The following is a 26488-nucleotide window of genomic DNA, read 5'->3' as shown; positions in this document are numbered from 1 at the left end:
TTTTTTTGTTTTTTAATGTTCTGAACTGCTCTCAATATTTCAATAATTTATCAATCGTTTCTGCCAATCTTGCTTTAGCTAAAAAATCTTCTTCCAATACTTTGCTCATTGGAATTGCCGTATCTAAGCTTGCGCAACGCATTACAGGTGCATCCAGATAGGAGAAGCAGTGCTCTCCAATCCAGGCGGAGATTTCGGCACCAAAGCCATTGGTTAAGGTATCCTCATGCAAAACTAAAACCCTTCCGGTTGCTTTAACAGCTGCCCTTACAGCTTCTTTATCCCAGGGCTGCAATGTGCGCAGATCAATTAAGGTGGCATCGCTTTCTGGATATTGCTGCAGGTAGTCTAAAGCCCAGTGAACGCCTAGTCCGTAGGTAATGATTGCGAATTTACTTCCTTCTGCAAGCCTAATTGCTTTGCCGATCTCTGTAGTATAATAGCCATCAGGAACAGAGGTGCTTAAACTTCGGTAAAGGTATTTATGCTCGAAATAAAGTACTGGGTTTGGATCTTCAATGGCCGCCAATAACAAGCCTTTTGCATCTTCAGGGAAAGCGGGATAAACAATTTTTAAACCCGGTGTTTTGGTAAACCAGGCTTCGTTGCTTTGTGAGTGGAATGGCCCTGCGCCTGTTCCGGCACCTGTGGGCATGCGCACTACCACATCGGCTTTTTCGCCCCAACGGTAATGTGTTTTTGCCAGATTATTCACGATCTGATTAAAGCCGACGGTTACAAAATCTGCAAATTGCATTTCCACAACAGCTTTATAACCATTTATGGATAGGCCTAAACCTGCCCCTACAATGGCCGATTCGCAAATAGGGGTGTTGCGGACTCTGCCTTTGCCATATTTAGTAGTAAAACCATCTGTAATTTTAAAAGCGCCACCATAATCGGCAATGTCTTGACCCATTAAAACCAGGTTAGGATACTTTTGCATGGCCAAGTCTAATCCATCGGTTATTGCATCTAAATACCTTTTTTCTGTGGAAGTTTGACTAGGTCGGACAACTTCTTGCTGATAAGGAAAATACATATCGGTCTCTTCCTGATCGGCATTAGCGATAGGCTCAGCCTCGTTAAAAGCTTCTTCAACTTCCAACTCAATGTCTCTTTTAACCTGGATTTTAATGTCGACAATTGAATCTGAGGTTAAAACACTCTGTTCAATTAAATACGCTTCGTAATTATTTAACGGATCTTTCTTTTCCCATTCATCAAACAGTTCTTGCGGAACATATTTAGTGCCAGATGCTTCTTCATGTCCACGCATCCTAAAAGTTAGGCACTCTACCAAAACCGGTCTTGGATCTTTTCGGATTTCCATGGCCAGCTGGTTAATGGTATTATAAACCTCCAGAATATTATTTCCATCTATCTGAATGCCTTCTACACCATAACCAATAGCCTTATCAACCAGGTTTTTGCACCTGAACTGCTCTGACTTTGGAGTAGAAAGGCCATATCCGTTATTTTCGATTAAAAAAATAACAGGAAGGTTCCAAACTGCGGCAACATTTACTGCTTCGTGGAAATCGCCTTCACTGGTTGCCCCTTCTCCTGTGTAAACTAATGTGGCGTGCTGTTTATTGGCCAAAACATCGGCCAGCGCAATACCATCTGCTAAAGCCATTTGAGGCCCCAAGTGGGATATCATCCCAATTATTTTATATTCTTGTGTGCCGAAATGGAAAGAGCGGTCGCGGCCTTTGGTGAAGCCGGTAATTTTGCCTTGCCATTGGGCCATTAATTTTTTTAAAGGAATATCGCGAGAGGTAAAAACACCCAAATTACGGTGCATAGGTAAGATGTACTCATCATTTTGCATGGCTAAGGTGCTGCCAACAGCTATCGCTTCCTGGCCAATGCCCGAAAACCATTTGCCAATTCTACCTTGACGCAACAGCTTGAGCATTTTGTCTTCAACCATCCGAGGGTAAAGCAATCTTCTGTATAAGTTCAGTAAGAACTTGTCGTCTTTATCACCTCTGTTAAATTGCATATCTGGTTATTTTGACTAATGAGTTCTGATTTAAGATTCCTTATTTTTCTTCAGTTCTTCCCACTGTTTAGCAAAAGATTTATCGGCAACCTTAGGCATCTCCCGGTATTTGCCCCAGCTTTTTTTGAAAAATCTTTTGAGCATAAAGTTTTTAAACTTCCCGCCAAAGAAATCCATCCATTTGCGTTTTTGCATCATTCTGCTGAACATGCTCCAGCCAATTTCCTCTTTTTTGCCGTTTTCATGCCCGGCGGCGGCATCTCTGCGGTTAAGCAGGAGCATTTTATGGATGTCGATTTTTACAGGACATACCTCAGAACATTTACCGCAAAGACTAGAAGCATAGCTTAAGTGTTTAAACTCTTCCATACCCTTTAAATGAGGTGTAATTACTGAGCCGATTGGGCCACTGTAGGTTGTATTATAAGTATGGCCGCCGATATTTTTATAAACCGGACAAGCATTTAAACACGCACCACAACGGATGCAGTACAAACCCTGTCGCTGGTCTTTTTGTGCCAATAAATTGGTGCGGCCATTGTCCAGCAAAATCACATACATTTCCTCTGGCCCATCTGTTTCATTGGGTTGACGTGGACCACTTAAAATGGTATTATAAACCGTTAAGTTTTGTCCAGTTCCGTGCGATGCCAGTAAAGGCCAGAACAGATCAAGATCAGCCATAGAGGGAATTACCTTTTCGATTCCTACTATAGCAATATGGATTTTAGGAAAAGTTGTGCTTAAACGTGCATTACCTTCATTCTCCGTTAAGGCAATACTTCCTGTATCGGCAATTAAAAAATTTCCACCACTTATGCCGATATCGGCATTCAGGTATTTATCGCGGAGTAATTCTCTTGCTTTTTGTACCAGCTGTGGAGGAGTAGCATCGATAGGTGTGCCAAATTTATCGTGAAATAACTGCGCGATGTCTGTTGCACTTAGGTGCATAGCTGGGGTAACAATATGATATGGAGCCTGACCAAGTAATTGAACAATATACTCGCCCAGATCACTTTCTAAAGATTCGATGTTGTTCTTTTCCAGAAAATCGTTTAAGTGGATTTCCTCGGTAGTCATCGATTTTGATTTGATAACCGTTTTGCCGTTGTTTCTTTTGATGATGCTGAGGATTTCCTGTTGGGCTTCTTCGGCATCATTGGCCCAGATTACTTTGCCGCCACGACGTTGGAAATTTGATTCGAACTCTGGTAAGAACTTATCAAGGTTTTCCATCACGCGCCATTTAATTACGTGTGCCTTTTTTTTGGATGCCTCTAAATTTTCGAATTTTGATAAGCCCCGTTCAACGGCTGCATTGTATTTCCCAATATTATAATTTATGGTTTTACGATGCGGCAGATCGAAAGCTTTCTCGTCAGATTTCTCTAAAAATTCCTCGGCAATATTCATCAATAGTTATTTTGTAATAGGGTAACGAATATTAACTGATTTTAGTTTTTAGCTATTTCGTTATAACATCAAAGATAGGAATTTATGCAGGCGCGAAAAGCTATTGTGCATAAAAAAGCCTCGACATTTTGTCGAGGCTAAGTATTTTGAACTATTATTTCTTTGGATTTCCTTTTCCGTCCATATCTACTGCCGGGCGTTTTGCTCTGTTGGCCAATTCCCATGCGGTAAAGTAGGTTAGTTTTGCTCTTTTGGCCAAAAGTGGGAAGTTGATTTTACTTACTTCGTCACCAGGTTTGTGGTAATCTTGTTGCAACATGCCATCATAATAGAAGATGATTGGAATGCCTAACTTTGCGAAGTTATAATGATCTGAACGGTAATAAATTTGCTCAGGATCTTTTGGATCATCGTATTTATAATCTAGTTTCATTTTGGTATAGGTTGCATTAACCTGCTCGCTTAAGTTAGCCAAATCGCTACTCAACATTCTTGAACCTACAGAATAAATGTAATTTGCCGAATCTGGCTTACCTAGATATTCTTCGCCAGTACGGCCAATCATATCGGTATTTAAATCAGCAATGGTATTTTCGACAGGGAAAACAGGATGCTCGGAGTACCATTCAGAACCCCAAAGTCCTTTTTCTTCACCAACAACAGTCATGAAAAGGATGCTGCGTTTAGAGCCCTTTCCGGCTTTTTTAGCATCTGTAAATGCTTTTGCCATTAATAAAACGCCCGTAGTTCCCGATCCGTCATCATCCGCTCCGTTGTTTACTTTGTCTTTTGCATTTGGATCTGTTTCCAACCCAATATGGTCATAGTGACCTGTAAGGATCAATACTTCTTTTTTAAGTACCGGATCAGAACCTTCTAAATAACCCAGAACGTTCTCACATCTAACTGGTGTTTCTGTTTTTGCAGCGCTTGCAGAAAAAGGCACATTTAATATTTGCGAGGCAGGAGCCTGACTATCTACTATTTTCTTTTGCAGATCAGCTACTGTAGTGTTCGAGGCCTTTAACAGCTCGTTTGCCAAAGCGACAGATATTGAGATGCGCGGAATATCGTTTTGCTTTTGAGCTTCGATAGCGGCATTGGTTTTCACCACCACTCTTCCTTTTTTAGCACTTTCTTTAGAGCTTTCAGTTATTCTATCAACCGCTGGGTCGATCAGAATAATGGCTTTCACGTTATTTTCTGTAAAATACTTAGCTCTTGCTTCAAGTGTAGCACGGTAAGCAGCCCTATCAATTTTTGTACCTGGTTTTACGGTTGGGTCGCCACCATTGAACATGATAACCACTTTTCCTTTAATGTCGGTACCTGTAAAATCATTATAGTTGTCTTTCTTTAAACCGTAACCAATAAATACAAGTTCGTTGGCTGAAAAAGTAAAACCTTGATCGCTGATTAAGCTAGCTAATACAGTATAATCTTTTTGGTATTCTTTAGGCTGACCGTTAACCGTTAAATGGCTTTCTTTTAAGGTAACGTTAACCAAATCGATTTTTTGGAAATAGCTGCCATTTACAGGAGCTTTTAAACCTAAAGATTTGAAATAATCGCGGATATAATCAGCAGCCATCCAAGCGCCTTTCGTTCCTGTTTCGCGGCCTTCGTATTCATCAGAAGCCAATACAGAGAGGTGTTTGTAGGCATTTTCAGGGTTAATGGTCTTGCTGAATTTTATCGCATCCTTATTCGGTATAAGGGGCTTTATCTGGCTAAAGCAACTTGCGGTAACAAGCGATACCAGCCCAAGGGTTAAAAACTTTTTGTTCATTATGATAATAGTTAGTTAAGTTTCTTGTTAGCACGAAATCTTTTCAACCCTGTTCTGGTGACGCCCGCCCTCAAATTCAGTTGTTAAAAAGGTTGTGGTAATCTCTTTAGCCAGCTCTTCCGAAACAAATCTGGCAGGTATACACAAAACGTTTGCGTTGTTGTGCTTGCGGACTAAAGAAGCAACTTCATTCTCCCAACATAAACCTGCTCTGATGTGCTGATGTTTGTTCGCGGTGATGGCTACACCGTTTGCCGATCCACAAAGTAAAATCCCGTAGGTAAATTCTCCATTTTCTACAGCAGCAGCAACTGGATGGGCGAAATCTGGATAATCAACAGAGTTTTCTGAGTAAGTACCAAAATCTTTTACTTCGTAATCCTGTAAAAAATCTTTTAAGATTTCTTTGTATTCAAACCCAGCGTGATCCGCTCCAATAGCAATTTTAATTTTTGTATCAGACATTGTCAAATTTATAGAGAATTATAAAATCTATTCGTAATGTTTTTGTTAGTTAGCGTAGAAAGCAGCATCAGCCTTTTTCTTCTTTTTTTCTATATAGGCCGAAACAAAAATACTCAGCTCATAAAGCAAGAACAATGGCGTAGCTACAATTAACATCGTCATAATATCAGGTGTTGGGGTAACAATAGCTGCAATGATTAAGATAATAACCGCGGCATACCTTCTGCTCGATCTCATCAGTTTTGGTGTCATCAACCCAAGTTTCGACAGGACGAAAATGATAACCGGAAGTTCGAAGATAATTCCCGTGCCTAAAGTTAAAGTTGCTACAGATGATAGATACGAATCAACTGTGAATGTATTTTTGATTTCGGCACTGACCGTATAACCTGTTAAAAAGTTAACCGATAATGGGCATACCACAAAGTAGCCAAAAAAGATACCAATGATGAAAAGTACCGAAGCGAAGAACACGAAGCCACTTGCCGATTTTCGCTCATTTTCGTGTAATGCCGGTTTAATAAAACGCCATATTTCCCACAATAAATACGGGAAACCAACCACAATACCGCACATTACGCAAACATTTAATTGCAGGTTAAATTGGCCGGCCATTTCGGTGTTAATAATCTCTCCATTAATCTTGGTGATACACATATCTGCACCAAGTGAAGGAAATTTTTCTACCAGTTTACACATCATCCTGTAAGTCCAGAAATCGGGCTTTTTTGGGCCAAATATGATTTTATCTAAAATGAATTCGTTAAAGTAAAAAGCAATACCGGTAAAAACGGCAATGGCGATTACGGCCCTGATTAAATGTTTACGGAGAACATCCAGGTGATCAAAAAAAGACATTTCTGCCTCTAATGTGGTGCTCTTTTGTCCGATAGCTTTTGTAAGTGAAGTTTTTTTAGTGTCGCTCATGTTGAAAACAAAAATACCATTCTATTTGAATAGAATGGTATTTACGTGTTAAATATAGAAATAGTTTATATTATTATGAGAAATGACTGCAAAAATAGAAAAAAGCTATAACAGTAGTTTTTAACGTTGCCCTTTAATTATACTCAGTTGCTTTAAATTTGCGGCGTTGTTGTAATTAAATTGATATACACCATCTTCTCCGGTAACGATTAAAGATTTAGGACCAGCAATAACATCAAAGCTTTTGATGTTATTCAAATGCTGCAACATGTTATCGCCTATTTTGGTTTTATCGGTAATATTGAAGCTCTTTATTCCATAATTTCCTTCGCAAAGAAACAAATTATTACCACTGGTGCTTAGGCCGTGTGGGTTTTGCATAGGATAAACTGCAATCTGTTTCGGCTTGGTGGGATCTTCTATATCTACAACTTCCAATTGATTAGTTGCTTGCCTGCACATATTTCCTGTGCGTAAGGTAACGTAAGCGTATTTGCCCTGTACAACAACAGGGTCGCAGGCAAAAATATGGCTGTAAGTAGATAGTTTTACGGGATTAGCCGGATCGGTAGTACTAAAAATGTGCATACCGCTATTGGTACCTATAAATAATTTATTCTCATATGGGAAGATGGTTTCGACACCCCAACCTAAACTAATAGCCTTTAAAAAAGTTGGGTTCGATGCGGTCTTAACATCAAACAGACTTAAATTATTTATACCAACAGCATATAAATAGTCATTCATTAAGGTAAATCTGGCCATCGAGCCACCTTGCCCAGAAGAAGAGTTGTTCGAATAAGCGAGATCATTAATTACCCCTTTATAAGTCTGTTTCTTTACCAGCGTATCTTTATAGGTGTAAAGATACTTTTGCGCACCTGGCAAATAGAACTGATTGAAAACATCGGTTACTCTTTTTACCTGTTTGATGTTGTTCATATTTGAGATATCAAAAGCCAGCAAGTCAATAAAATTGTCGGCGTAAAGAATATTGTTGTGGATCGCTAAATCTACATTACCTGGAATTTGTAGAAAACCCATGTTTACGGGAGCACCCGGATTAGCATTGTTGTAGATATGAATACCTTCATTTGGTTCATTAATGAAAAGATAATTGTTGTAAATGTATATTTTTCCGGTTTTTTTGGCAGGAGTAGCTTTTGTCATACCTACAGGTAAAGCCCTCATTTGCTGAACAGAAATCATTTTTACAATCTTTATCATTTCATACTCGTCTTTTTTGCATCCTGTAAATACAGCGAAAACAAGTAGGAAGAGCAGTACGTTAATTAGATTTTTTTTCATAATTAGAGTGTTTTAATAATAAACGTATGCGGTTAATTAAACGCTACACTGTTCGGTAAATATTAATTATCAGGTACTTATCTCACTGTAACTGAAATCTAAAACAATAAAAAAGGCTATCCAAATTATTTGAATAGCCTTCTTGTATTATTAAGTATAGAAATACTTTATTATTCTGAAAACTCAAACGTTTCCATAAATTTCGTAGTGAAATTTCCTGCTCTAAAGTTCGGATCTTTCATTAACTGCAGATGGAAAGGAATGGTTGTTTTTACACCTTCAATTACAAATTCACCTAAAGCCCGCTCCATGGTACAGATTGCCTCTTCGCGTGTTTGTGCCACACAGATTAATTTTGCAATCATCGAATCGTAGTTAGAAGGAATTGAATATCCTGCATAAACGTGTGTATCAACGCGAACACCATGGCCACCTGGAGAGTGGAAATTAGTGATTTTTCCTGGTGACGGACGGAAGTTATTTGCTGGATCTTCTGCATTGATACGGCACTCGATTGCGTGCATATCAGGGAAGTAGTTTTTACCCGAAATCGGAATTCCGGCAGCAACTTTAATCTGTTCTTTAATTAAATCGAAGTTGATTACTTCTTCCGTAACCGGATGCTCTACCTGGATACGGGTGTTCATTTCCATAAAGTAGAAGTTACGGTGTTTATCAACCAGGAATTCGATTGTACCAGCACCTTCGTAATTTACGGCCATTGCACCTTTAATAGCTGCTTCGCCCATTCTTACACGAAGTTCATCTGTCATAAAAGGAGAAGGAGATTCCTCTACCAATTTCTGGTGACGGCGTTGGATTGAACAATCGCGTTCTGATAAGTGACAGGCTTTGCCAAACTGATCTCCGATAATCTGGATTTCGATGTGGCGTGGGTCTTCGATATATTTTTCTAAATATAAACCATCGTTACCAAAGGCTGCACCAGATTCCTGACGGGCACTATCCCATGCATTTTCAAAATCTTCGTCTTTCCAAACTACACGCATACCACGGCCACCACCACCGGCAGTTGCTTTTAAGATAACAGGGTAGCCCATTTCATTCGCAATCGCAATACCTTCTTTAACGCTGGTAAGCAAACCTTCAGATCCTGGAATGGTTGGTACACCGGCAATTTTCATGGTTTCTTTTGCAGAGGCTTTATCGCCCATGCCATTGATCTGCTCTGGGGTTGCACCAATAAATTTGATGTTGTACTCGCGGCAGATGTTAGAAAACTTAGCATTTTCTGATAAGAAACCATAACCTGGGTGTATGGCATCGGCATTGGTTAATTCTGCAGCCGAGATAATATTTGGAATATTTAAATAAGAATCTTTACTAGGAGGGGGACCAATACAAACAGCCTCATCAGCAAAACGTACGTGTAAACTTTCGCGATCTGCGGTAGAATAAACAGCAACCGTTTTGATGCCCATTTCCTTACAGGTACGGATAATACGCAAAGCGATTTCACCCCTGTTGGCAATTAGTATTTTTTTAAACATAATTTTTTAATTGATGATTACATCGATTATCTGTGAACTACAAGCCGATATATTCAAATTTTAAATTAAATGCCATGGTTCGTGTCGCCACGAACCATTTATATTTTATTCAGTTTGTATAATACAATACTGAAAATAACAATTTACTGTTTTCGGTTCGTGAGGACACAGAACCGAGGAATAAACGTTACGTAGTTTACTAAATAGGTTCTACTAAAAATAACGGTTGATCGTATTCTACTGGTGATGCATTATCAACCAAGATTTTAACGATACGGCCAGAAACTTCGCTTTCAATCTCGTTGAAAAGTTTCATTGCCTCGATAATACAAACCACTTTACCAGTGCTAATTTCGTCGCCAACATTAACAAACATTGGCTTGTCTGGACTAGCTGAACGGTAGAACGTACCGATCATTGGCGATTTAATAGTAATGTATTTTGAGGTGTCTTCTGCAGCGGGTACAGCAGGTGTTGCTGCATTTGGAGCAGTAGGAGCTGTAGCAACAGGGGCAGCAGCCTGTACAAGCGGAGCCTGTGGTACTGTAGCATGCACAACTGTTGGTGCTTGGTTTGTTTTGATCGTGATTTTGAAGTTTTCCTGCTCAATAGCAACTTCATTTACTCCAGAACGAGAAACAAATTTAATCAGTTCCTGTATTTGTTTGATATCCATTTTTTAGGCTAGTTATGTAAAAAATAGTGTTTATTGAATTAACTAAGTTATACTTTTTTTGTTTTATTTTTTTATTGCTGAAGGCCATTAATACGACTCCAGACTAAAGACTTCTGACTAGTTAGTGTCGTAAGCCCATTTAAGGTATACCGAACCCCATGTAAAACCACCACCGAATGCAGCTAAAACAATGTTATCGCCTTTTTTCAACCTGCTTTCCCATTCCCATAAACATAAAGGAATTGTTCCGTTGGTTGTATTTCCGTAACGTTCAATGTTAATCATTACTTTATCGGTAGTAACGCCCATGCGGTTTGCAGTGGCATCGATAATGCGTTTGTTGGCCTGGTGAGGTACTAACCATGCAACATCATCAGCAGTTAAGCTGTTGCGTTCCATAATTTCGGCAGCAACGTCGGCCATATTGGTTACGGCAAATTTAAATACTGTTGGACCTTCCTGGTGTGCAAAATGTAATCTTGCGTCAACAGTTTCGTGTGTTGCCGGCATAACCGAACCACCTGCTTTCATGCCCAGGAAATCTCTTCCAGAACCATCTGTTCTCAGGATAGAGTCCTGAATACCAAAACCTTCTTCATTTGGCTCTAATAAAGCACAACCGCAACCATCACCAAAAATGATACAGGTTGTACGGTCTTCGTAGTTGATAATTGATGACATTTTATCGCCGCCAACAACTAAAACTTTTTTGTGTCTTCCTGATTCTATGAATGATGCACCTGTAGAAAGTCCGAAAATAAAGCCAGAGCAAGCGGCCTGTAAATCGTAACCCCAGGCATTTGTAGCACCGATTTTATCAGCTAAAACGTTTGCTGTTGCAGGGAAAGTAAAATCCGGAGTAGTGGTGCAAAAGATAATCAGTTCAATTTCTTTTGCATCAATTCCCCTCTTTTTAAGTAAACCGTTTACGGCATGAACAGCCATATCAGAAGTACCTAAACCTTCTCCCTTTAAAATTCTACGTTCTTTAATTCCCGTTCTGCTGGTAATCCATTCATCCGAAGTGTCAACAATGGTTTCTAACTCTGCGTTTGTAAGCACATAGTCGGGAACGTAACCATTTACTGCTGTAATAGCAGCGTGAATTTTACTCATTTTAAGAATTTTAATAAATTATTTAAATGCCATTCTAATTTTTTCTACCAATCCTGTAGTGATCATTTCTCTGGATTGTAGAACCATATTTTTAACAGCTAGCGGACTTGAAATTCCATGTCCGATAACAACGGGAGCGTTAACACCTAGAACCGGACTTCCACCGTATTGTTCATAATTAAAACGATCGAAGAACTCATCTTTAAGTCCCTTTTTGATGGTAAGCACGTAAAACGATTCTGCTAATTTTAGCATCACATTTCCAGTAAAACCATCACACACAATTACATCGGCTTTATCGTTAAATAAATCTCTTCCTTCCACATTGCCAACAAAGTTGAAGAGGCTGGTTTCTTTCATTAACGGGAAAGTAGCCATGCTTAGCATATTTCCTTTCTCATCTTCTTCACCAATATTTATCAGGGCAACTTTCGGATCATTTATCTGCAAAAGATTTTCTGCATATAAACTGCCTAAAACACCAAATTGTAATAAAATATCGGGTTTGCAGTCTGCATTGGCACCTACATCTAACAGTAAGCCCGTGCCGCCTTTAATTTTTGGAAGAATTGTACATAAACAAGGGCGGATAATGCCCGGAATGGTTTTAACGCTAAAAACTGCGCCAACCAGCATAGCACCAGAGTTACCAGCACTTGCGAAAGAATCGATTTTGCCTTCTTTTAAAAGGTTAAAACCAACTGCTATGCTCGAATTTGGTTTCTGAACGATTGCTTTGGTGGGATGTTCGCCCATACCAATTACTTCATCAGTATGAACGTATTCAAAATGATCTGGATTAAAACCTTCTTCTGCAAGAATGGGTTTAATCTGTTCGGTATCGCCAATAAGAACTAAATGCTCTCCAGCGTTAAGCGATTGATGAGCAGCTATTGCTCCCAAAACAATTGCTTTGGGAGCATAGTCTCCGCCCATTATGTCGAGGCCTATTTTCATAGAAAAAATCTGTTTGTGTTATGTCAGGTGTAATCCTGAATTTTTCAGTTGACTAAGGTATGACTAAAGCCGCTGAAAACACAAACAATTTTTTAAGAAAATTACCCTATCTGAGTATTTTCGATAACCAGTTTGCCGTTGTAGTATAAGTTACCATCAACGTTGTAAGCACGGTGAGGTACGTGAATAGCACCTGTTGCCGAGCATGTTGCTAAAGAAGGAGTAACAGCTTTATAGTGTGTTCTTCTTTTATTTTTTCTCTGTTTCGAGATTTTCCGTTTTGGATGTGCCATTGGTGTATAATCTAATTATTTTTTTAACTTATTAAGGGCTTCCCAACGTGGGTCGCTTGTTTGTTCATTTTCTTCAGCCTGCTTTTCGATCGATAATTGATTTAAGCGGTCAATCATCTCCTGATCGCAATCTTTACCTGCCTGTTCGCAGTTTTTGATATAAGGTACCGCTACGTTAATCATTTCGTATAAAGGACCAGATATATCAATCTCGGTATCTTTACGGCTTAGCGAAATAATTTCTTCATCATCGCTCTCCAGTTCATCTTCAGCAAACTTTACAATCTGCCTTTCATAAAGATTTACAGGTAACGAAAACTCAGATAAACATTTATCGCAATCTAAATTAACTGTACCAATAACTTTGAATTTTAGAAGCAACATGGTCTCTTGTTTCTCAAGTTCCAGATCTACTTTTAAATTTCCGCTTTTAATTAACGAATACTCAAATGCATTAAAAAAGCGGTCATCAAGCTCATAATCAAACTGATGAGTTCCCAATTTTAATCCGGTAAACGGTAATGAAAATTGTTTTAGTGGGTTCAAAGTACTGTAAAATTTTAGCCTGCAAATGTAGGGATAAAATAATTAGATTAAAAATGTTTTTTAAAAATTGTTGATGTTAATCGGACAGGTTTTCAGAATGTTAATTGAAATACTGAAAGACCTTACAGGTTTCTGAAACCTGTAAGGTCTGTAAGAAGGCTAGTCTGCCAATACCATTTCTTTGTTATTCCTGCTCCATTCGCTCCAGGAACCAACATAAAGCTTAGGGATGGGTAAACCTGCATAATCCATAGCCAAAAGCGTATGGCAGGCGGTAATGCCTGAGCCACAGTGTACAATTACATTCTCGGGTTTAACGTGGGCCAAAGCTTCAGCATATTTTTCTTTCAATATTTCAGGGGCCAGGAAAGCACCATCAGCATCTAAATTTTCGGTATATGGAATATTGGCCGCACCAGGAATGTGCCCTGCAATTAAATCGATAGGTTCGGTAAGGCCTGCAAAACGGTTGGCATCGCGCACGTCAATCACAATGTAATCGTCGGTTTTGGCGACTTTTTCTACTTCATTAATATCTGATAAGGGTAAGTTCCATGCTGTGATTTCGTATTTTTCTACAGATTTCGGGATTTCGACTTTATCTGTTGTCGGGAAACCTGCTTTAACGGCCGCCTGAAAGCCTCCATCAATTACCTGTACTTTTTCATGACCAATTGCTTTTAGCATCCACCAGAGCCTCGCAGCTGCGTTGCCGCCGTTTTTATCATCATAAATAATTACATGACTGTCTTTTGTGATACCAAGCCGCTGTAAAACGGCAGAAAACTGGTCGAATGTTGGTAAAGGATGCCTTCCGCCAATAGCAAAATCGCCAATATTAGCTAAATCGTTATTTACATCTGCAAAAAGTGCGCCTGCCAAATGTTGTTCATCGTATCTGGTTTTCGAACCAGCGCTGGCATCGATAATTACGATCTCCTCGTCTTGATTTAACCAGGTTAATTCTGCTGGTTTTATGATAGGTGATAATTTCATCTTTTAGTTCTTGAATCCAAAGATAAATAAATTTGAAATTAAGACTTGATAAAGGGTGCACGACAAATTTCACATATCAAAGTCAACGCGTCATGAGGTTGTATCATAAATATAGAATTGTCATCCTGAGCCTGTCGAAGGACCTGCTTAAATAACTATAAGAGCATTTCGACTACTTGTCCCGATTCTTCGGGAAGCTCAATGTGACAAAATCTGAGGTGAAATTATCTTTATGAGACAGCCTCATCTTTTATTACAAGAAAGATGCTGATCCCGAAGTTTGGGACAGGATGAAGACCGTTTAAGCAATTTGTCATGCACTCCTTGATAAAGTATAGCCGACCATATGCTTAGCGACTGCGCTTTATTCCAGTTAATAGCGCCCATAATCCCAAAACCGGTCCAACAGCCAAAACCATATAAAGATAATGGGAATTCATTTCTTTAGCCAAAAGATTAATCACCTGAATGCTAATAATCGTAATGGCAAAGCCGATACAGTTTACCAGTGTTAACGAAGTTCCTCTCAGGCTTTCTGGTGCATGTTTGGCAATTAAAGAAGAAAACAAGGGTGAATCGGCTGTGCCGGACAAGCCCCAGCAAAATAAAAATATAAGAAAAGGATATACTGAGCCGCTGAATAGGAAAATTGGGGAGAGCAGGCAACATGATCCAGAAATGGACAGCGCAATAGTGGCAATCCGTTTTGCGCCGAATTTTTGTGAGAGCAAACCGCCGATCATGCAGGATAGACCTCCTGAAGCGATAATTAAGAAAGAAAACAGCGGGATATTTAGAGTTGCATGTGCATGTTTGGTGTTATAAAGCAATAGCATACCTGGTAAAAAAGCCCAGAAGGTATAAAGCTCCCACATATGCCCGAAATAGCCGAAAGCAGCAGATCGAAAATGATGATTTTTAAAGCCATTAAAACAAGATCGAAAATCGAATTTTTGTCCGGCAGTTCTAAATGGGCCATTTGGTACAAACCATAAAATAGCAATTGCACCAATTAGAGATAAACCCGAAGTAGCGAAGATTACATACTGCCAGGGAAAATTTGCAGTAAATGTTTTTAATAAATGAGGGAAAGCAGTACCCAAAACCAAAGCACCAACTAAAAAACCTAACGATTTTCCTAGCCCGTCTTTAAAGTAATCGGATGCTATTTTCATGCCGACAGGGTAAATTCCAGCCAACATAAAACCAGTTAAAAAGCGAAAAAGCAGCAGTAAATGAACATCGGCTAGTTCTAAACAGATGCCGAGGTTAAACAACGCAGCTGCAATTCCACAGATAAAGAACACTTTCGAGGGTGAAAAAATATCGGAAATAGCAAAGAAAGCGAAAACTAATGTTCCGCTGATGAAACCAAACTGTACCATGCTGGTGAGGTTGGCCAGTAGATTTGTTTCAGTTGGGAAGCTTTTAACAATATCGGGTAATACCGCATTGCCAGCAAACCACAGCGATGTACAGAGAAACTGTGCAATAACAATTGTGGGGAGAATGTAATTGGGTTTTTTAGTGCCGCTCATTTTGAATTTGATGCACAATTTTACCAAAAATAAACCTGATAGTAGTGGAAATACTTTTTGATATAGTGCTTCGACAAGCTCAGCATGATAATCACAAAAAGATTGAAACGTATAGCAGGACTTTCAGAACCGATGAAACACAGAAATTGCTTTACAAATAAGTAATGGATCACTTTAGTTTCTGGAAGTCTGAGGTCAGACGTCCGAAGTCGGAGGCAAGGGGGCCATAGCTACCGATTATTACTTTAGTCTTTCTGCTCTTAAAACCTTCAACCTTAACGCCCTCACCCTTCTATACCTTAAGAAGCATCATCTTTAATATCAAATTGCGTTTCAACCACTTTTCCACCTGTACGCAGTTGATTGCCCAACATCTCCTCCTGTTCCCTACGGTTTTTTACAATATGGATGGCCGAGAATAAAGCTTCGGTAAATGAAGTCGAATCCGCTAAATCTTTACCTGCAATGTCGTAACCTGTTCCATGATCGGGAGAGGTACGGACGAAGTTTAGACCAGCGGTATAGTTTACACCATTATGGAAAGCTAATGTTTTGAAAGGAATTAAGCCCTGATCGTGGTACATGGCCAAAACGGCATCGAACTGTTTGTAGCTACCATTGCCGAAAAAGCCATCGGCAGGATATGGACCAAAACAAACGATACCTTTGTCGTAAGCTTCCTGAATGGCTGGTGTAATAATTTCAGCCTCTTCAGTGCCCAATAAACCATTATCGCTGGCATGTGGGTTTAAGCCTAAAACGGCAATTTTTGGTTTTTCGATCCAAAAATCTTTTTTCAGGCTTTCGTTAATCAGTTTTAATTTATTTACAATTTTATCTTTAGTAATTGCTGTTGGAACGTCTTTCACCGGAATGTGGCCAGTAACTACACCCACGCGTAAATTTTCGCTGATCAAAAACATCAGCACATCTTTACTGCCACTTTTTTCCTGCAGGTATTCGGTATGTCCGGGGAAGGCAAAAGTTTCTGATTGAATGTTATGTTTATTGATTGGAGCCGTAACCAGTGCATCTATATCGCCGTTTACCAGATCAGCTGTTGCACGCTCTAGTGATAAAAGTGCATATTTCCCACCTGTTGGCGTTACCTGCCCCAATTCGATTTTCACATCCTCTTCCCAGCAATTAATCATGTTTGCCTTTTTTGGCTGTGCCTGATTGGCATGATTGATTACGTTAAAACTGAAATCGCCCAGGTTATTTGCTTTTCTATGAAAAGATGAAACCTTGGTATGGCCATAAACAATTGGTGTGCAATAATTTAAAATGGCAGGATTGGATAATGTTTTAATGATTACCTCTAAACCTATGCCGTTTACGTCGCCTATACTAATGCCAATTTTAAGTTTATCGCTCATAATTACTGGAAAATTTTAGCGCAAATTACTGATTTTCGTTTAAAGACTTTAAAAAAAATGAAACCTCAAAGAACAGAGATTGATTCGCAAAGAAATAATAAGCCTATCTTTGTGTCTATATTGCCGAATCTTAGCACCCTTTTGCGGTTAAAATATTCGATTAATTTTAAGGTATGAGTTTAGTAAAAGCGAAAAAACATTTAGGGCAACATTTTTTAACTGATAAAGGCATTGCCAACCGCATTGTAGGGGCCTTGGTGAATACCGATAAATACAATCAGGTTTTAGAGGTTGGGCCGGGAATGGGAATCCTATCTGATTTTTTGCTGCAGCGTAAAGATTTGGAAACTTATCTAATTGATATCGATACTGAGTCTTTCCACTTTTTAAATGAAAAATACCCGCAGCTTGGCGATCGCCTGATTAATGGCGATTTTCTGAAACTCGATTTCGATGCTATTTTTCCAGGTCAGTTTGCCATTATTGGTAATTTTCCATACAATATATCTTCGCAGATTTTATTTAAGATTTTAGATAACCGCAACAAGGTTGTAGAAATGGTTGGGATGTTTCAGAAGGAAGTTGCCCAACGCTGTGCAGCACCCGCGGGTAACAAAGAGTACGGGATTTTAAGTGTGTTTCTTCAGGCTTATTATAAAATCGAATATCTGTTTACGGTTAAACCAGGTACATTTAATCCACCGCCAAAAGTACACTCGGCAGTCATCCGTTTAACCAGAAATGAAGTGGAGACTTTAGACTGTGATGAAAAATTATTTTGGCGGGTGGTTAAGGCGGGTTTTAACCAGCGGAGAAAAACTTTGCGTAATGCTGTTTCTGCGGTGATGCCTAAGGATAAAATGGACGATCATATTTATTTTGAGAAACGCGCCGAGCAGCTAACTGTTGCAGATTTTGTGGCTTTAACCCAGCATGTGAGTAAGTTGATGGAGGTTTAAATCCGCGAAGCAATTCTTGCAAATCCGTGATTATTTTCATTGAATTTCTCCTTTCCTTTGCGCTGTATTTTTAAGGAAATCTTATGATAAATTATCGCGAAATTTTTGAGGAACAAGGCATTGACTATTTAACCTATCGTGCATTGATTGATCAACTTCTGCTAGAGGGAAAGGCTACCGGTGATGTAACTTACGATTTGCACTATACTAAAATGAATGTGCAAAGGATGAATCGCGTGGATAAAACAGTTAGCTTAACTGATGAGTTGACTTCAAGCATTGATCATCTTAAAGAAAATTATAAGTTTTTAGTGATTACCGAAGGCTGGTGTGGCGATGCGGCCCAGATTGTTCCGGTATTCAATAAAATCGCGACCGCATCATTAGGTAAAATTGATCTGAAATTTGTGCTTAGAGATAAAAATTTGCCATTAATTGATGCGCATTTAACCAATGGCGGAAGAGCTATTCCTGTTTTAATTGTGTTAAATGAATCAGCAGACCAGGTTTTAGGAACCTGGGGACCAAGACCACAAATTTTGCAGGAGCTTTTAAAAGAGTGGAGAAAAGAAAATACTGAAATGCCGGTTTTGGCAGAAAAACTTCATGGCTGGTATGCTAAAGATAAAACGCAGACTACACAGGCCGGGTTAAATGAACTTTTGAAGGGGCTGGAGAGTTAATCTTTATATAGAATAGTCGTCATCTCGACTGAAACGCAGTGAAATGGAGAGATCTATAATAGATTTAGCTTCGCTGAGCACTTCGTGGTTCTCGACTTCGTTGCACCCGATAGCTATCGGGTTCGCTCGAAATGACGTTATTGCGCGGGTAGTTCTAGAAACAAGTAATGCTAATCAACAGAAACAGTTAATCCTTCTTGCTGTAAAATTTTGCGGTAAACTTCCATTTCGGTAAATGATCCTTCCAAAACTGGGCATTTTCCGTCATTATGCACTTTCCACGCAATTTTTTCAGCCTGCGATTCGTTATAATCGAGATATTTCATCATGCAGTAAATCACATGATCGAAAGTATTGATATCATCATTCCACAAAATAAGGCGATGTACGGTTTTTAGGGAAGTTAAAATTTCTTCGAGCGTAAAGGTCTCTTCTTTGGTTTCTGTAGACATGGTGCAAAAATAAACATTAGTATCAAGTATTTAGTATCGAGTAACAAGATTTTGTTCCTTTGTTAATAATAATGGCTTAGGCAATAAATGATTAACTTTGTTTAACCAAAATATAAATAATAGCATGCACCAGTCTAAAATAGCCGGAATAGGTTACTATGTTCCGAAAAATATATATACCAACGATGATTTAAGCCGTTTTATGGATACCAATGATGCGTGGATCCAGGAGCGTACCGGCATTAAAGAACGCCGTTTTGCCGATCGAAATGAGGAAACCACTACTACAATGGGTATTGAAGCAGCCAAAATTGCGATCGAAAGGGCTGGGATTACCGCTAAGGATGTCGATTTTATCGTTTTTGCCACATTAAGCCCAGATTATTATTTCCCAGGTTGTGGCGTGTTATTGCAACGCGAAATGGGCATGGGCGAAATCGGGGCTTTGGATATCCGCAACCAGTGCTCGGGCTTTGTTTATGCACTTTCTGTGGCCGATCAGTTTGTAAAAACAGGTATGTATAAAAATGTGCTGGTAGTAGGAAGCGAAAAACATTCGTTTGCAATGGATTTTGAAACCCGTAGCCGCAATGTATCGGTGATTTTTGGCGATGGCGCGGGCGCTGTAGTACTGCAACCTACAGACGAGCCTGGGAAAGGGATTTTAAGTACACATTTGCATAGCGATGGTGCCGATGCCGAAATTCTGGCCATGTATTATCCAGGTTCTCATGCCAATAAATGGTTGAAAGATAAACCCGCCTATCCTGAACAAGAGCTAGGCGGATTATTTATGACACAGGAAATTTTGGATAGCGGTGCCGCTTTACCTTATATGGATGGGCCATCGGTTTTTAAAAAAGCAGTGGTAAAATTCCCAGAGGTAATTAAAGAGGCTTTGGCTGCTAATAATTTAACAGAGAAAGATATTGATATGTTAGTGCCACATCAGGCAAATCTGCGTATCAGCCAGTATGTGCAGCAGTTGTTGGGCCTAAGTGATGATCGGGTTTTTAACAATATCCAGAAATATGGCAATACCACAGCAGCTTCTGTTCCTATCGCCTTGTGCGAAGCTTGGGAAGCAGGCAAAATTAAAGATGGCGATCTGGTATGCCTCGCCGCATTCGGATCAGGCTTTACCTGGGCCAGTGCGTTGATTAGGTGGTAGGTTTAGGGTTTAGGGTTTAGGGTTTAGGGTTTAGGGTTTAGGGTTTAGGGTTTAGGGTTTAGGGTTTAGGTAAAATAGTCAGGCAAGTTAGGATAAAATAAGTAATTGTCTCATCAATATAAATTCGTCATTTCGAGCGAACCCGATAGCTATCGGGTGAAACGAAGCCGAGAAATCTATTAAAATAGATAAGTGTTGTGCTGCAAAGTTTCACTGTTTTATGTTTTCCACCATTAAGGAGTTAAGGACATTAAGGTTTGTCGCATGGTTCTTAACTACCTTAACTTCTTAATGGAAAAAAGTGACTATTGCGTTTTAGGCCTGATAAAATCTCCTAAATAACTGCATTCTCCTGCCGCAACAGCATAAAAAGGCGTTTTGCCATAGCTAAACCTTAATTCTTTAAGATAAGGGTTGTTGTAATTAGCCTTGATGAAGTTTCTCCATTTCACATCTTTTTTATCGTAATAATAAAATGATAACGGATTAGCATTCATGATAATCTGCTTTTGTAAACATTTAGCCAACATAAAAGTACATTTTGCTTTAAAATCGGCATTGGTACTTAATGCCCTGGCTTTTAAATACCAGGCTTTTGCCGTTTGCGCTTTTTTATAATCGCCATCGTATACATATTTTGCTGGATTGCTGTTGTCGTAGGATGACCAATCGTAGCTGATTAAAAACCAGCTGTTGCCATAGTAACCAGTTTGGTAAACTGCGTTAGCCATTTTATAATAATAAAGCGCAGCATTCTTTTTATCACTGATAGTTAATTTCTGCAAGCGGAGCATTTCGGCTGCAAAAGCTTTTTTGGTAATTGATGTTTTCGCCGTTACATATTTTTTAGGATAATCGTTTATTGTCTCGATGAAGGGGTTGGCATATAGTTTTGCGTTGGCTTCGTCAGCGTACCAGTTATCAGGATTAAAATATTTGTAACCTGGCGAAACCTTTGCAAACATTTGAACAGCATTATCATATTGATGTGTGCGTAAATAAGTTGTGCCAAAAAGTTCATAAAAATCATCGTTTTTGAGCTGGTTTAAAGCCGAGGCCAACAAAGCAGTAACATCGTTACCTGTCGCCCTGGTTTTATAAACAGCTAAGCCCTGCATACTTTTCGGACTTAAGTTTTTCTGCCAAAAAGCAATACTCTGATAACTCATGTTCTGGAAAAGTGAGTTCTCTTTTAGCGTTTTGTATTCCAGGTCGCCTTTAACCATTGCTAATGCCGCTTTTGCAGTATCGCCCATACTCAAATAAGCTGGAGCTAATATTTGCTGATAAAAATTCCTGGTCGTTCTGCTAAAGCGTTTGCTGGCACGATCTGTATCATAATAATATGGTCCTTTTGGTTGCTCGCTGTTTTCTGCAAAACGTTTTTCGTCAAGCCATTTTAAGGTCGGCAATAAATCGTTCTCATTAAAAGGATTTCCTTTTTTGATGTTTTTGGCCTTGATCAATAAATCGGTGATTCGATATTGGTCGCGTAATCTTTCCGGCAGTTTATCTGGTTTTAGGATGGCAAGATAATTTGTCGCCAGAAAATCTTTGTTCTCCATCCACGATAAATAAGCTGCGGTTAAAGTGCCTAGCTCAGGCTGCGGATATTTCTTCTCTGTGGCCAGTTTTACCGCAAAATTCCTGATTTCATTCAGTTGTTTAAGATTTACGGCTTTTAGACTGTCTTTATATTTAGAATTGCCGTTATCCGAAAAATAATAATTATAGCCAATTTTGGCAATATCGTTCGCCTCGATAAGATCTTGCTCTAATTTATTTACTTCACGTACCAGCAGGGTGCCGTTTAATTGGCTTTTTGGTTCGTACTGATAAACTTTATTCAGGCTTTCTATACCCGAATCAGCATCTCCAAAGCCGTTTATCGCCCAGATATTGGCTTTCTCGTTATTGGTTTTGGCATATTTTAATGCTCCATTAACCGGTGTGCTGTTATAGTAGTAGTTTTTATAAGCCTGTACCCTTCGCTCCGGATTGCTTGCAAAAACCTTCGAGAACAAAAAGGCAGATTCTTCAGGATTCCCCAATCTACGGGTAGACCCTGCGTACAATGCCAATGCCCAGCCCTTAACCGCACTGTTTACCTTACTGGTTTTAATGTATTTTTCGTAAGTTAATTTACTTTCTGCATGATAGCCTGCAAAATGGAACATCCGTTCAGCTTGGTAAGCGTAACGCAGTTTAAGAAAATCATCTTTTTCTGCTTCTGTTAATTTCAGGCCTTCTTGGGCTTTTGAACCCATGGCGGTCGTATCACGGGGTTTTGGATCCCAAAGACTAAAATCAACATTCGCTAAAGGCTCGCAGCTTTTGGCAAATTGGTAATACTTTAGTGATTCTTTGCGTTTGCTTAAAGCCTTGATAAAACTATTCTGCTGTAAGCTATCGGGTAATTGCGAAACGTTACCATCAAAATTAACGAGTTTTACGTCAGTTGCACTATCTGTTTTGTACATTACTTTTAGCACATCCTCTTTTTTAACATTGAGGTATTTCGCCCATTCTCGACTGTTGATATCTGGCTCACTTTCTATATCGGTTTCGCTGTTGAGGTAAACCATCTGGTTGTAGGCGAACGGTGAATATTCATCCCCTTCAATATTGTTGTGAAAATAAGTGATATAATAATCGTAAGGATCTATCTCGCCACCACAGGCAAGATTTACGGCAATTTCGCCGAAAAAAGTAATCAGAAATACACTAAAAATTAGCGATAACTTTTTGAACGTCTTCATTAGTAAAATGTTTTAAAAGGTCGGTGTCTAAATGGTAAAAAACGAGATTCCGGTCTCTAGGGTTTAAATATCGGGATAAAAATTTAGAGAGACGGAGTAAAATTATAAGTGGGTTGCTTTATTTCCCTGTAATAAAATCTCTCAAATAACTGCAGTCCCCTAAAACAGTTTGGTAAAACGGTGTTTTGCTATATTTCAGTTTTAATTCTTTAAAATATGGGTTGTTAATGTTTGCGCGCATAAACATCTTATAATCTTTATCGTATATATAATAGCCTATCTCGCTCGAACGGGGAATTTGTTGCTGTTCACACTTGGCCAGCATAAACGTACATTTTGCTTTAAAATCAATATTTTTACTTAACGATCTTGCTATAGTATACCATTTTTTTGCAGTATAAGCTTTCTTGTAATCCATCTCGAACCCACAATTTACAGGGCCGTTATTGTCATAATTTGTCCAATCGTAGTTGGTCAAAAACCAGCTGTTACCAAAATAACCTGTTTGGTAAACTGCATTGGCCATTTTATAATAGTAAACCGCCGCATTCTTTTTGTCGCTAACCGTTAATTTTTGTAAATGGAGCATTTCTTTGGCAAAACTTTTTTTGTTAAATGCTTCTTTTAATCCCACATGGTTTTTGGGATAGTCGTTTATGGCTTCAATAAATGGAGTGGAAAAGTATGTAGAATCATTAAGACGCCAATCTTCATTATAGAAATATTTGTATTTGGGCGAGATTTTATCGAACATTTTTAATGCACTGTCATATTTATGTTCGCGGAGATAAGTAGTACCATAAAGTTCATAAAAATCATCTTTATCTACACTTTTCGAGCTCATTGCCAATAACGAATCCATACCATTACGGTTTTTTGCTGATCTGTATTTTGCCAACCTGGCCATTATTCTTGTTGTTAGCTGTTTTTGCCAGAACATAGTGGTTTGATAACTGACCTGCTTAAATCTAAACCGCTTTCCGTAACTCTTATGCCTAGCATCTCCTTTTAGCATGGCCAATGCCGCTTTTGCCGTATCTCCTTTTTTTAAATATGCAGGTGCAAGGATCTGTTGATAAAAATTACGTGTTGTTTTTGTAAAACGGTTTTCGGCATCACCCCAGTTATAGTAATATTCTTGCGCTGTTTTTTTTGAGTTTTCAGCGAACCTTTTTTTGTCAAGCCATTTTAAGGTAGGAATAAGTTCGTTCTCGTTAAAATCATTCCCTACTTTTATGTTTCTGGCTTTAATTAATAAATCGATTATGCGGTATTGATCCTTTAATCTTTCAGGAAGCTTTGTGAGATTTAATTTTTTTATATAAGTATTTGCTAATGCATCTTTTTTTTCCATCCACAATAAATATGCGGCGGTTAAGGTACCAAGTTCTGGTTGAGGGTACTTTTTTTCGTTGGCCAGCTGAAGTGCAAAAGCTTTGATGTTTTGTAGATCCGATAAGCCAACATTTCGCAAACTATCCTTATTTATGGCATTATCCCATCTTTCATAATAGATGGTTGGGAAATCTTTTGCGATTTGTTCACTTTTGATTATTTTTTCTTCGAGCTTATTTACTTCGCGAACAAGAAGAGCTCCGTTTAACAAACTTTTAGGACTTAATTTATATACTGCTTTGAGCATTTTTAAATTATAGGTAGGTTCTCCAAATCCGTTTATAGCTAAAATAGTGGCTTTTTCATCATTGTTTTTTGCAAGCTTTAAAACTTCGTCAACATCACTTTTCATATACCTATAGTTTTTATAGGCAAGCACCCTTTTTTCGGGATTCTTGTTAAACACTTTTGAAAAAAGGTAAGCTGATTCGTTATTGTCTGCTACCGTTCCAGCATGTATTGCCAGTGACCAGCCTTTTATCACACTAACAATTTTTGCATCTTTAATAAATTTGTGGTAGGTAGATTCGGCCTGGCCAGAGTCTCCGGCGTAACTAAACATCCTTTGTGCCTGAAATGCATACCGTAGCTTTAAGAAGTTATCGGTACTTACTTTATTTATCGAATCCAAGGCATCGCAACCTTTCTGAATCATTGCAGCAGAATCTTTCTGTTTTACATTCCAGTAATCAAAATTAACGGCGATGTATGGCTCACAGCTTTTTGTAAAACGGAAATATTTTGACGCGTTGGGGTTTTTAGTTAGTCTGTTTAGAAAATGATTTTTTCTTAGGCTGTCTGGAAATTTCTTAAAGGTCTGTTTTGAAAAGGTTTTCAGCAAAACACTTGTTGCGCTGTCAACATCGTACATGGCATCAATTACATCGTCTTTTTTTACGCCTAGGTATTTACCCCACTCCTGGCCATTAACATCTTCTTCGGTTTCGAAATCTCTATCATTGTATAGGTAAACCATCTGGTTGTAGGCAAACGAAGCATATTCATCCCCCTGTACATTATTGAGGAAATAGGTAGGGTAGTAATCATATGGATCGGCCTCTGGGCCGCAGGCAAGGTTTATGGCAATTTCACCAAAAAAAGCTATCAGAAATACACTAAAAATTAGCGATAACTTTTTGAAAATCTTCATCGGTGAAATGTTTTAAAAGGTCGGTGTCTAAATGGTAAAAAACGAGGTTTCGTTCTCTAGGACTTAAATATCGTGATAAAAATTTGGATGTAACAAGTAAATCTTTAGTGGAAATATCTTCCCACCTTACCACATCTCCTTTTTTTAACCCGGCTGCAGGATAATCAACCAAAAGATCATAAAGAATGGAATTTCCCCTCTGTTTAAAAAGTTTTTTATCCCCGATCTGGATTTTGCTGATTCTTTTGGAGATGCCCGCATATTGCCCGTTCCTGAATACCACCGCCCATTCAAAAATCGGTAAGGCCACATCAAGTGATAAGGGATATTGTTCCAGGAAATCTTTTAAGTAAAGATCCATTTCGTGTTGATCCAATATAGAGTTCTGCTCACCATATTTGCGCAGGTTACCCATATTGTAACACATTAACATGGCCTTTTCTACAGGAGGTACGCCGCTTGATACGATGTTTTTAACCTGATGCAACCGCAAGGTTACCGAAATGGTTTTTCCCTTTAAAAGCGGATTCGCCTTTAATTGTTCGAGGAATTTAAAATACCTGTTTCTGGTGCCTTTGGTCCAATCACAATCAATCTGTAATTCCGCATAATTTTGCTTTCCGGCCTGTTTTACCTTTGCGGCTACAAATTTGACAATTCGATCGGCCATAACCGCTGTTTGCATGGTGTCAATCTTGTTAAAAACCTCGTTAACGATAAACACAACGGGGATAATGTCGATCTGTTTAGGTAGGGGATCCGAAAATTTAATCGGCGAAATGGGTACTGGTAGCTGCAGATCTGGATTAAAATCTACATCCATAATCCGCACGTACAAAGATTTAGATTTAAATTGATCAAGATAACCGGTTTCTTCCTTTTTGTTCTGATAATCCGTTTTCCAATAATAAAAAGTAGGGTGAACGGTTGATTTTTGCCTACAACCAAGGAAGAGAAACACAGAAATCACTAAAATACTTATCTTGCGCATATC

General features: G+C 38.8%; 22 protein-coding genes. 3 read left to right on the top strand and 19 right to left on the bottom strand.

What is annotated here, in order from left to right; genetic code table 11:
• Positions 1–31: 31 nt before the first annotated feature.
• The 15 genes from ASU31_RS07750 to pdxA all read right to left on the bottom strand — a co-directional run bounded on the left by ASU31_RS07750 (position 32) and on the right by pdxA (position 16925).
• Positions 32–2008, bottom strand: coding sequence for an alpha-ketoacid dehydrogenase subunit alpha/beta (locus tag ASU31_RS07750; protein ID WP_057931796.1), 1977 nt, complete (start codon positions 2006–2008; stop codon positions 32–34).
• Between the two features lie 30 nt (positions 2009–2038).
• Positions 2039–3424: a LutB/LldF family L-lactate oxidation iron-sulfur protein gene (locus ASU31_RS07745; protein ID WP_057931795.1), complete on the bottom strand. Its 1386-nt coding sequence runs from the start codon at positions 3422–3424 to the stop codon at positions 2039–2041.
• A 154-nt stretch (positions 3425–3578) separates the two neighbouring features.
• A complete protein-coding gene (locus ASU31_RS07740) occupies positions 3579–5213 on the bottom strand; it encodes a M28 family peptidase (RefSeq protein ID WP_057931794.1) in 1635 nt (544 codons plus the stop codon).
• 27 nt (positions 5214–5240) lie between these two features.
• Positions 5241–5678, bottom strand: a complete 438-nt coding sequence (rpiB, locus tag ASU31_RS07735) for a ribose 5-phosphate isomerase B (protein ID WP_057931793.1) — start codon at positions 5676–5678, stop codon at positions 5241–5243.
• A 45-nt stretch (positions 5679–5723) separates the two neighbouring features.
• Positions 5724–6605, bottom strand: coding sequence for a twin-arginine translocase subunit TatC (tatC, locus tag ASU31_RS07730; protein ID WP_057931792.1), 882 nt, complete (start codon positions 6603–6605; stop codon positions 5724–5726).
• 120 nt (positions 6606–6725) lie between these two features.
• Entirely contained in the window at positions 6726–7913 is a 1188-nt protein-coding gene (locus tag ASU31_RS07725) for an LVIVD repeat-containing protein (RefSeq protein ID WP_057931791.1), read from the bottom strand.
• Positions 7914–8083: 170 nt separating this feature from the next.
• The gene (accC, locus tag ASU31_RS07720; protein WP_057931790.1) at positions 8084–9424 is read right to left on the bottom strand and encodes an acetyl-CoA carboxylase biotin carboxylase subunit; all 1341 of its coding nucleotides are present in this window, start codon (positions 9422–9424) and stop codon (positions 8084–8086) included.
• 199 nt (positions 9425–9623) lie between these two features.
• Positions 9624–10100: an acetyl-CoA carboxylase biotin carboxyl carrier protein gene (accB, locus tag ASU31_RS07715; RefSeq protein WP_029274148.1), complete on the bottom strand. Its 477-nt coding sequence runs from the start codon at positions 10098–10100 to the stop codon at positions 9624–9626.
• 117 nt (positions 10101–10217) lie between these two features.
• Complete coding sequence (locus tag ASU31_RS07710; RefSeq protein WP_057931789.1) at positions 10218–11216, bottom strand: beta-ketoacyl-ACP synthase III; 999 nt, start codon at positions 11214–11216, stop codon at positions 10218–10220.
• An 18-nt stretch (positions 11217–11234) separates the two neighbouring features.
• Positions 11235–12173: a phosphate acyltransferase PlsX gene (gene plsX / locus ASU31_RS07705; RefSeq protein ID WP_057931788.1), complete on the bottom strand. Its 939-nt coding sequence runs from the start codon at positions 12171–12173 to the stop codon at positions 11235–11237.
• A gap of 101 nt (positions 12174–12274) precedes the next feature.
• Positions 12275–12466 (bottom strand): 50S ribosomal protein L32, encoded by a 192-nt coding sequence (gene rpmF / locus ASU31_RS07700; protein ID WP_025143959.1) that lies wholly within the window; start codon positions 12464–12466, stop codon positions 12275–12277.
• 15 nt (positions 12467–12481) lie between these two features.
• A complete protein-coding gene (locus ASU31_RS07695) occupies positions 12482–13012 on the bottom strand; it encodes a YceD family protein (RefSeq protein WP_057931787.1) in 531 nt (176 codons plus the stop codon).
• A 159-nt stretch (positions 13013–13171) separates the two neighbouring features.
• Entirely contained in the window at positions 13172–14008 is an 837-nt protein-coding gene (locus ASU31_RS07690; RefSeq protein ID WP_057931786.1) for a sulfurtransferase, read from the bottom strand.
• 350 nt (positions 14009–14358) lie between these two features.
• Positions 14359–15546, bottom strand: a complete 1188-nt coding sequence (locus ASU31_RS07685; RefSeq protein WP_057931785.1) for an MFS transporter — start codon at positions 15544–15546, stop codon at positions 14359–14361.
• Positions 15547–15845: 299 nt separating this feature from the next.
• Positions 15846–16925: a 4-hydroxythreonine-4-phosphate dehydrogenase PdxA gene (gene pdxA / locus ASU31_RS07680; RefSeq protein ID WP_057931784.1), complete on the bottom strand. Its 1080-nt coding sequence runs from the start codon at positions 16923–16925 to the stop codon at positions 15846–15848.
• A gap of 173 nt (positions 16926–17098) precedes the next feature.
• Here pdxA and rsmA point away from each other — a divergent pair, with 173 nt between their 5' ends.
• Positions 17099–17884 (top strand): 16S rRNA (adenine(1518)-N(6)/adenine(1519)-N(6))-dimethyltransferase RsmA, encoded by a 786-nt coding sequence (gene rsmA, locus ASU31_RS07675; RefSeq protein WP_057931783.1) that lies wholly within the window; start codon positions 17099–17101, stop codon positions 17882–17884.
• 83 nt (positions 17885–17967) lie between these two features.
• The gene (locus ASU31_RS07670; protein WP_057931782.1) at positions 17968–18567 is read left to right on the top strand and encodes a thioredoxin family protein; all 600 of its coding nucleotides are present in this window, start codon (positions 17968–17970) and stop codon (positions 18565–18567) included.
• A 170-nt stretch (positions 18568–18737) separates the two neighbouring features.
• On the opposite strand, the gene ASU31_RS07665 is transcribed toward ASU31_RS07670, so the two are convergent.
• Positions 18738–19019 (bottom strand): ATP-dependent Clp protease adaptor ClpS, encoded by a 282-nt coding sequence (locus ASU31_RS07665; RefSeq protein ID WP_029274160.1) that lies wholly within the window; start codon positions 19017–19019, stop codon positions 18738–18740.
• A gap of 124 nt (positions 19020–19143) precedes the next feature.
• On the opposite strand from ASU31_RS07665, the gene ASU31_RS07660 reads away from it, so the two are divergent.
• On the top strand, positions 19144–20190 hold the full coding sequence (locus tag ASU31_RS07660) for a 3-oxoacyl-ACP synthase III family protein (protein WP_057931781.1): 1047 nt from the start codon (positions 19144–19146) through the stop codon (positions 20188–20190).
• Between the two features lie 305 nt (positions 20191–20495).
• Here the strand turns inward: ASU31_RS07660 and ASU31_RS07655 are convergent, their stop codons facing one another.
• From ASU31_RS07655 to ASU31_RS07645, 3 genes are all read right to left on the bottom strand, one after another.
• Positions 20496–22949 carry a hypothetical protein gene (locus tag ASU31_RS07655; protein WP_057931780.1) on the bottom strand — a complete coding sequence of 818 codons (2454 nt, stop codon included), beginning with the start codon at positions 22947–22949 and terminating at the stop codon, positions 20496–20498.
• 118 nt (positions 22950–23067) lie between these two features.
• The gene (locus ASU31_RS07650) at positions 23068–25494 is read right to left on the bottom strand and encodes a hypothetical protein (RefSeq protein ID WP_057931779.1); all 2427 of its coding nucleotides are present in this window, start codon (positions 25492–25494) and stop codon (positions 23068–23070) included.
• Positions 25460–26485 (bottom strand): hypothetical protein, encoded by a 1026-nt coding sequence (locus tag ASU31_RS07645; protein WP_057931778.1) that lies wholly within the window; start codon positions 26483–26485, stop codon positions 25460–25462. Before ASU31_RS07645 ends, ASU31_RS07650 begins: the two co-directional genes overlap by 35 nt.
• Positions 26486–26488: the final 3 nt, after the last annotated feature.

Source organism: Pedobacter ginsenosidimutans, from assembly GCF_001442625.1.
Classification (GTDB): domain Bacteria; phylum Bacteroidota; class Bacteroidia; order Sphingobacteriales; family Sphingobacteriaceae; genus Pedobacter; species Pedobacter ginsenosidimutans.
The sequence above is the reverse complement of the archived record's forward strand: the minus strand, read 5'-3'. Positions and strand labels throughout refer to the sequence as shown.